The sequence below is a fragment of the Streptomyces sp. NPDC048590 genome, from assembly GCF_043199535.1.
Lineage (GTDB): Bacteria > Actinomycetota > Actinomycetes > Streptomycetales > Streptomycetaceae > Streptomyces.
Genome location: NZ_JBICWC010000006.1, coordinates 526,367 through 533,564, shown reverse-complemented (window position 1 = coordinate 533,564; position 7,198 = coordinate 526,367). Strand labels below are relative to the sequence as shown.

Annotated in this window: 7 protein-coding genes; 1 reads left to right on the top strand and 6 read right to left on the bottom strand. The window is 72.9% G+C overall.

What is annotated here, in order from left to right; genetic code table 11:
• Positions 1-509: 509 nt before the first annotated feature.
• The 6 genes from proC to ACGFNN_RS20830 all read right to left on the bottom strand — a co-directional run bounded on the left by proC (position 510) and on the right by ACGFNN_RS20830 (position 4,892).
• The gene (proC, locus tag ACGFNN_RS20855; RefSeq protein ID WP_393557733.1) at positions 510-1,319 is read right to left on the bottom strand and encodes a pyrroline-5-carboxylate reductase; all 810 of its coding nucleotides are present in this window, start codon (positions 1,317-1,319) and stop codon (positions 510-512) included.
• A gap of 62 nt (positions 1,320-1,381) precedes the next feature.
• Positions 1,382-2,140, bottom strand: a complete 759-nt coding sequence (locus tag ACGFNN_RS20850) for an ABC transporter permease (protein ID WP_393557731.1) — start codon at positions 2,138-2,140, stop codon at positions 1,382-1,384.
• The gene (locus tag ACGFNN_RS20845; protein ID WP_393557729.1) at positions 2,137-2,934 is read right to left on the bottom strand and encodes an ABC transporter ATP-binding protein; all 798 of its coding nucleotides are present in this window, start codon (positions 2,932-2,934) and stop codon (positions 2,137-2,139) included. Before ACGFNN_RS20845 ends, ACGFNN_RS20850 begins: the two co-directional genes overlap by 4 nt.
• Positions 2,935-2,992: 58 nt before the next feature.
• Entirely contained in the window at positions 2,993-3,763 is a 771-nt protein-coding gene (locus ACGFNN_RS20840; RefSeq protein ID WP_393557727.1) for a class I SAM-dependent methyltransferase, read from the bottom strand.
• 63 nt (positions 3,764-3,826) lie between these two features.
• On the bottom strand, positions 3,827-4,366 hold the full coding sequence (locus ACGFNN_RS20835; protein ID WP_393557725.1) for a hypothetical protein: 540 nt from the start codon (positions 4,364-4,366) through the stop codon (positions 3,827-3,829).
• A 190-nt stretch (positions 4,367-4,556) separates the two neighbouring features.
• A complete protein-coding gene (locus tag ACGFNN_RS20830) occupies positions 4,557-4,892 on the bottom strand; it encodes an SH3 domain-containing protein (protein WP_393557723.1) in 336 nt (111 codons plus the stop codon).
• A 123-nt stretch (positions 4,893-5,015) separates the two neighbouring features.
• Between ACGFNN_RS20830 and ACGFNN_RS20825 the strand changes: the two genes are divergently transcribed.
• The gene (locus ACGFNN_RS20825) at positions 5,016-7,172 is read left to right on the top strand and encodes a PQQ-binding-like beta-propeller repeat protein (RefSeq protein WP_393557721.1); all 2,157 of its coding nucleotides are present in this window, start codon (positions 5,016-5,018) and stop codon (positions 7,170-7,172) included.
• Positions 7,173-7,198 lie beyond the last annotated feature (26 nt).

The window sequence follows — 7,198 nt, the reverse complement described above, 5'->3', positions numbered from 1 at the left end:
GCGTTTCCGACTCTATCAGACTCTTTCGTGTCCGATTCCCGGCCGAAGCGGGTTTCGCTTTCCAGTTCTTCGCTTTCGCGTTTCCCTTTCCGGCGAGTCCGACTCTATCAGATCCTTTCGGGCCTGATTCCCAGTCAGCGGGAGTTGTCTTCCCGGCCGTTGGGCCGTTCCGACGAGTGAGACTTTAGCGGAATCCCCGGCCCCGACGCTAATCGGGGTTTCCCTTCGAACGCTGATTCCTCATTTCGCACGTGCGCACGCAAAAACAGGCGACATGCGTCGCTCGCTTCGAGTGTTCACTGCGGAATGGCTGTCCGGGGACCGACCGGAGTCGGCGCTCACGTCGGACAACTCGGAGCACACTACGGATCCGGGCGGGGCGTGTCAACCTCCCTCCAGGGGAGGGGCGGCACCGGTAGCGGGAGACCGCCCCTCCACCGCCGTGAGCAAGCACGGCGGTGGCGCCACATCACCGGGCGCGGTGCGGCCCCGTGGCGGGTGGCGGCAGGTCAGCCGTTGCCGGAGGCCAGCTCGCGGCTGCGGTCCCGGGCGGCTTCCAGGGCAGCGATGAGGGCGGCTCGTACGCCGTGGTTCTCCAGCTCCCGGATGGCGCTGATGGTCGTGCCGGCCGGGCTGGTGACGGCCTCGCGCAGCTTCACCGGGTGTTCGCCGCTGTCCCTGAGCATCACGGCGGCACCGATGGCGGCCTGGACGATCAGGTCATGGGCCTGGGCCCTGGGGATGCCGAGGAGGATACCGGCGTCGGTCATCGCCTCGACGAGGAAGTAGAAGTACGCGGGACCGGAACCCGACAGCGCGGTGGCCGCGTCCTGCTGGGACTCGGGAACCCGGAGGGTCTTGCCCACGCCCCCGAAGATGGTTTCCGCGTGACCGACGTGCTCGGCGGTCGCGTGGCTGCCCGCGGAGATGACCGACATGCCCTCGTCCACCAGGACAGGGGTGTTCGGCATGACGCGCACGACGGGGGTTCCGTCGGCGAGGCTGTCCTCGATGAAAGCGGTCGTGATGCCCGCGGCCGCGCTGATGACCAGCCGGTCGGGGGTGACATGGGGGGCGAGCTCCGCGAGCAGCGTTCCCATGTCCTGCGGCTTGACCGCGAGGATCAGGATGTCGGCGCTCTTGGCCGCCTCCGCGTTGGTGACCGCCTCGACGCCGTAGCGGTTGCGGAGCTTCTCGGCGCGGTCGGGGCGGCGGGTCGTCACCAGCAGGTCGGCGGGCCGCCAGCCGGCCCGGATCATGCCGCTGAGAAGGGCCTCGCCGATCTTTCCCGTACCGAGGACTGCGACTGTCTGGGGCATGCGGTTCATCCTCCGGGGCGGTGCGGGGTACTGGTCGTGGCCGCCATCCTCGCACCGTGCCCTCAGATGGTGCGGCGGCGGAGGGTGACCGCGCCCAGGCAGAGGACGAGCAGGGCACTGCCGGCGACGATCAGGACGTCGCGGTAGAAGTCGGCGGTGATGTCGGTGTGGGTGAGGACCTGATTCATCCCGTCGACCGCGTACGACATCGGCAGGACGTCGGAGACCGCTTCGAGGACGGGGTGCATCCGGTCGCGCGGTACGAAGAGTCCGCACAGCAGCAGCTGCGGGAAGATCACCGCCGGCATGAACTGGACGGCCTGGAACTCGGAGGCCGCGAAGGCCGACACGAAAAGTCCGAGGGCCGTTCCGAGGAGGGCGTCGAGCAGGGCGACCAGAAGCAGCAGCCAGGGGGATCCGACGACGTCGAGGCCGAGCGCCCATACGGACATCGCGGTGGCCAGCAGGGACTGGGCGACCGCGACGGCGCCGAAGGCCAGGGCGTACCCGGCGATCAGGTCGCCCTTGCCCAGCGGCATGGCGAGGAGGCGTTCGAGGGTCCCGGAGGTGCGCTCGCGGAGGGTGGCGATCGAGGTCACCAGGAACATCGTGATCAGCGGGAAGATCCCGAGCAGCGAGGCCCCGATGGAGTCGAAGGTCCTCGGGTCTCCGTCGAAGACGTAGCGCAGCAGGGTGATCATCAGGACCGGCACGACCAGCAGCAGCGCGATGGTGCGGGGGTCGTGGCGGAGCTGGCGCAGGACGCGTCCGGCGGTGGCGAGGGTGCGCGCCGGGGAGAGTGCGGGGGCGTCGGTGCTCATCGGGCGTTCTCCTGGCGGGCGGTCGCGGCTTCGTCGGCGGTCGCTTCGTCGACGAGGTGGAGGAACGCCTCCTCGACGGTGGCGGACGCGGTACGGGCGCGGAGGGCGTCGGGGGTGTCGTCCGCGAGGATCCGGCCCTCGCGCATGAGGAGCAGCCGGTGGCAGCGCTCGGCCTCGTCCATGACGTGTGAGGAGACGAGGATGGTGGTCCCCCGGTCGGCTGCCAGGGTGTGGAAGAGGTTCCACAGGTCCCGGCGCAGCACCGGGTCCAGGCCGACGGTCGGCTCGTCGAGGACCAGGAGTTCCGGGGTGCCGAGCAGGGCGACGGCGAGGGAGACCCTGCTGAGCTGGCCGCCGGAGAGCCGGCCGGCGAGGGCGTCCGCGTGGCGGATCAGGTCGACGTCGGCGATGGCGCGGGTGACGGCCTCCTCACGGGAGGCCCGGTGTGCGCGGCCCGGCCGGAGTACGGCCGCGAAGTAGTCGAGGTTCTGACGGACGCTGAGGTCCGCGTAGACGGACGGGGCCTGCGTGACGTAGCCGACCCGGGGCCGCAGGGACGGGTGTCCGGCGGGGCGGCCGAGGACGTCGAGCGTGCCGGAGACCTTGGCCTGGGTGCCGACGACCGCCCGCATGAGCGTGGACTTCCCGCAGCCGGACGGGCCGAGGAGCCCGGTGATCCCGCCCGGCTCGACGGTGAAGTCGAGTCCGCGCAGGACCGTCCGGTCCCCTCGTACGACGGTGAGGGCGCGGGCGTCGACCGCGCGGGCGGCCGTGGCGGGCGGGGAATTCATCATGTGATGAATATGGTCCCGGCGCGCGGACCCCGTCAAGGGATGTGCCTTGCCCGGCCGGTCAGCGCGGGAGCACCGCGAGCTCGACCACGTAGCTCTCCTCGACCGTGCCGCCGGGGAAGACCTCGGTCAGGTGTGCGCGCTCCTCCGCGAGGAAACGGCGGTTGGACTCTCCGCCGTCGTCGTCGCGGACGAGGAACGCGGAGTGGGTGGCGAGGTTGGCGAGGTGGGTGTCGACGGGAACGGTCCGCGACCAGCGGAGCAGCTGTCGCGTGAAGCCGGCGTCGGGCAGGCCTTCGAGGTTGCGTGTGCCGGCGCCCGCCGGTGTGCCGTGCACGCTCTCCGTTTCACCGAGGTGGCCGCTCAGCCGGGCTCCCTGGTCGGCGATCCAGGGGACGGTGTGGTCGGAGACGTTCCACCAGAGGGCCAGGGCGCCGCCGGGGCGCAGGACCCGGAGCGCCTCGGGGAGGGACCGCTCGGGGTCGGTCCAGTGCCAGGACTGGGCGTAGGTGATCAGGTCGGCCGACCCGGTGGCCAGGGGAAGGCTGTTGCCGTCGCCCCGGATCACCGGGACGGACGGCAGCGAGCGGCACAGTTCCGCCGCCATACCGGGGCCGGGCTCGACGGCGGTGACCTGGGCGCCGCGGGCGAGCAGGAGCCGGGTGGCGATCCCGGTTCCGGCGCCGATGTCGGCGGCGCGTGAGCGGTGCAGCGGGCGGCCGGTCAGCTCCTCGACGGTGTCGAGGAGTGCGGGCGGGTAGCCGGGGCGGTACGCGGCGTACCGGGCGGCGGCGGTGTCGAAGGACAGGGCGCGGGATGCGGGTGCGGACATACGTTCATCGTGCACGCACAGTGGCGCCCGGAGGCCCTGATCGCGCGGACCGTCGCGCGGGCTTCACCTGCGTCGGGAGTTCTTTCCCTTGGAGTTCCTGCGGGCCGCCGGGTTCCCGGTCCGCGAGGAGCGGCGCTTCTCGTACCGGCTGAGCGCCGTCTCGTACTCCGTGCGCCGGAGCTGCTCGCCCGGCGCCTCCTTGAACGAGCGGATGAAGTAGGCGAGGAGCGAGCCGATGAACCCGATCGCCTTCAGGCCGCGCAGGCGGTCCTCGGCGGCCGGGTCCGCGGGGCGGCGGGTGAATCCCTCCCAGGTCTTGCGGAAGGCGATGGCGCTGCAGACCGCGAACATCAGCACCACCAGCATGCCGACCAGGCCGCCGACCTCGGCGATCTCCAGGCCCTGGTAGGCGAAGCGCAGGACGAAGCAGGAGGCCACGGCCGCGACGAGCGAGCCGACGGTGGCTCCCGCGCGCCGCAGCCCGTACCCGCCGTCGTGGTCGACCCAGGTCGTGCCGAAGAGACGGAGGGGTTCGGGCTGCGGGCCGGGTGTGGTGCCTTCGCCGGGCGCCGGCGTTGCTGGGGTCTCGCTGTTCTCGCTCACGGGATCGATTGTCCCAGGGCGGGTGGCGGTGGTGCCGGCGTGCCGTCGCGCTCGGGGCGTCTCGGGGGCTGTACGGCGGATCAGGGTCTCGCAGGCCGCGACGTGGGGGCACTCCCGGACGAAGTCCGGGCGAGTGCCGTGCCCGGCACCGCGGCCCCGGCCATGATCCGCCGGACAGGGCCCTCGGCCGTCAGTCGCAGCGCGGAGCGATGTAGCCGTCGCTGCCCGTCTTGACGTAGGCGTCCGAGACGAACTGGCCGTTGGCGATGTTGTCCCAGAGGTTCGACGTGCCGTAAGGGCCGGTCACCCGCTCACCCGGCTTCTGGCAGTACACCGGGACGCTCATCCCGTAGGGCAAGGTCCGGACGATTCCGTACTGCGTGCCGGGTCCGCGCCGGACGTTGACCCGGTAGCCGGGAGCGATCGGGTAGACGACCACGTCCGCGGCGAGCGCCGTCACCTCCCCCGCCGCGGCCGTCGCGTCGTCCGTGGTCACCGCGGTGACGGCATTCTCCTCAACACCCATGTGGGCCTCCCCCGTTGAAAGCGATGCGTGTGACGCGCAGGCTAACAAGCCCCACCGTCGTCGCACACACCATCGACTAGGCTCCGTGCGTCGCGCTTGCGCACGGACACACGGGGGTGGGCGATGCCGCCGCTGCAGGGGACCGGATCACATCCGGAAGCGGAGCATCCTGAGTACGCCGGGCAGTACCGGCTCGAGGCATGCCTCGGTGCGGGCGGCATGGGTGTCGTACACCTGGCGCGCTCGGCCTCCGGGCTGCAGCTCGCGGTCAAGGTGGTGCACCGGCAGCATGCGACGGACCCCGAGTTCAGGGCTCGTTTCCGGCAGGAGGTGGCTGCGGCCCGCCGGGTCAGCGGGGCGTTCACCGCGCCGGTCGTCGACGCCGACCCGGACGCCGCGCTGCCCTGGATGGCGACGCTCTACGTACCGGGTCCGACGCTCGCCGCACAGGTGAAGCGGAACGGTCCGATGAGTCCGGCCGGGATGCGCAGGCTCACCGCCGGACTCGCCGAGGCGCTGCGCGACATCCACCGCGCCGGTGTCGTCCACCGGGATCTCAAGCCGGGGAACGTCCTGCTGCCCGACTCCGGTCCCAGGGTCATCGACTTCGGCATCTCCCGGCCGTACGACAGCGATCTGCGCACGGAGACGGGCAAGCTGATCGGCTCGCCGCCCTACATGGCGCCCGAGCAGTTCCAGCGTCCCCGTGAGGTCGGCCCGGCGGCGGACGTGTTCGCCCTCGGGGCGGTGCTGGTCCACGCGGCGACGGGCCGTGGGCCCTTCGACTCGGACAGCCCGTACCTCGTGGCCTACCAGGTGGTGCACGACGAGGCCGATCTGACCGGGGTCCCCGAGGACCTCGCCCCTCTGGTGGGGCGCTGTCTGGCCAAGGATCCGGCGGAGCGCCCCACCCCGGACGAGATCATGGCCGCGCTGCGCCCTCCGTCGTACGAGGCGGCCGCCTTCGTCCCGGCGCAGCGCAGACCCCTCGCCGCGGCGGGGTCGGAGGCGGGCGAGAGGACCACCCATGTGCGGGCGGCGGACGGGCTCCCGGACGAGGCCGCCGCCACGGCGGGGCCCCGTCCGGTCCGGCGGCGCCTCGTGGCCGTCGCCGCGGCGGTGGCCCTGCTGGCGGCCGGTGGCGGGCTGTGGGCGTGGGCGGACGCTCCGCCGGTGGCGGACACCGGCCCCGCGGGAGGCGCCTCGGCGGCGTTCGTGCCGTGGCGGACGCCTTTGCGCTCCCAGGGGTCCGCTCCGGCCTGCTCGGCGCGGGGCGGCGCGGATCCCGCGCTGTTCTGCGTCTGGTCGGGTTCCGGCGCGGCCCGCCTGGACCCCGCGGACGGCCGGACCGTCTGGTCCCGCCCGGGAACGGCCGCGCCCGAGGCCGGGGACCCCGCTCCCGCCGGCACGGTCTCCGGGCGCGCCGCCTACACCGTCGCGGACGGCGACGCGCTCAGGGCGTACGCCCCGGGTGACGGGACGGAACTCTGGCGCACCGGTCTCTCCGCGTACGCCGACACCCCGCTGGCGGCCGGCGACGCGCTGCTGACGGTCCGCCGGGACGGGAGCGTCGAGGCGCTCGACGCCGGGACCGGGACGTCGGTGTGGCGGCACACCGTACCGGGCCACGAGCGGCCGGGCCTGGCGCTGTACGAGGCCGGCACCGGGCTCGCCTACGCCTTCGAGAGCTCGGCCGGGGGATCCGGCACGCTGGTGACCGCGCTCGACGCTAGGACCGGCAGGACGGTCTGGCAGCGCGGGCTGGACGGGCTGCTCACTCCGGCCGGTACGACGGACGGAGCGCTGCTGCTGACCGCCATGAACGAGAAGGCCCAGACGACGGCGCTCGTCCGCTACGACCCCGGGTCACGCGGCACGACCCGGGTGACGCTGCCCTTCCGGATGAACGGCCCGGAGACCGTGGTGGAAGGTGACACCGCCCTGCTGCTGGAGCGCGGCGGGACGCTCCTCGCCGTCGACGTCCGCCCGGGCGGCGGGCGGGCCGAGCGGTGGCGGCTGGAGACGGCCGTGGGAACGACCTCCGCCCCGGTCCTCGGGACGGGCGGCCGGCTCTACTTCTCGGCGGCCGACGGACGGCTCCTCGCCGTCGACACGGACCGCGGGACGCTGCTGGGCCAGACCCGGCCGCGGCTGAGGGACGGAAAGCTCGGCCACGCCTCGTCCCTGCCGGCCCCCGTCGTACTGGGCCGGAGCGTCGTCGGTACCGCCCCGGACGGATCCGTCTTCGCCGAGGACGCGGACGACCCCGCCGCCTGGTGAGACCAGGGGCGGGGCCGGACGGAGCA

Coding starts and splice junctions, on each gene's coding strand:
- ACGFNN_RS20845 (WP_393557729.1), bottom strand. CDS start 2,934: ATGATGAATTCCCCGCCCGCCACGGCCGCCCGCGCGGTCGACGCCCGC.
- ACGFNN_RS20850 (WP_393557731.1), bottom strand. CDS start 2,140: ATGAGCACCGACGCCCCCGCACTCTCCCCGGCGCGCACCCTCGCCACC.
- proC (WP_393557733.1), bottom strand. CDS start 1,319: ATGCCCCAGACAGTCGCAGTCCTCGGTACGGGAAAGATCGGCGAGGCC.
- ACGFNN_RS20840 (WP_393557727.1), bottom strand. CDS start 3,763: ATGTCCGCACCCGCATCCCGCGCCCTGTCCTTCGACACCGCCGCCGCC.
- ACGFNN_RS20830 (WP_393557723.1), bottom strand. CDS start 4,892: ATGGGTGTTGAGGAGAATGCCGTCACCGCGGTGACCACGGACGACGCG.
- ACGFNN_RS20825 (WP_393557721.1), top strand. CDS start 5,016: ATGCCGCCGCTGCAGGGGACCGGATCACATCCGGAAGCGGAGCATCCT.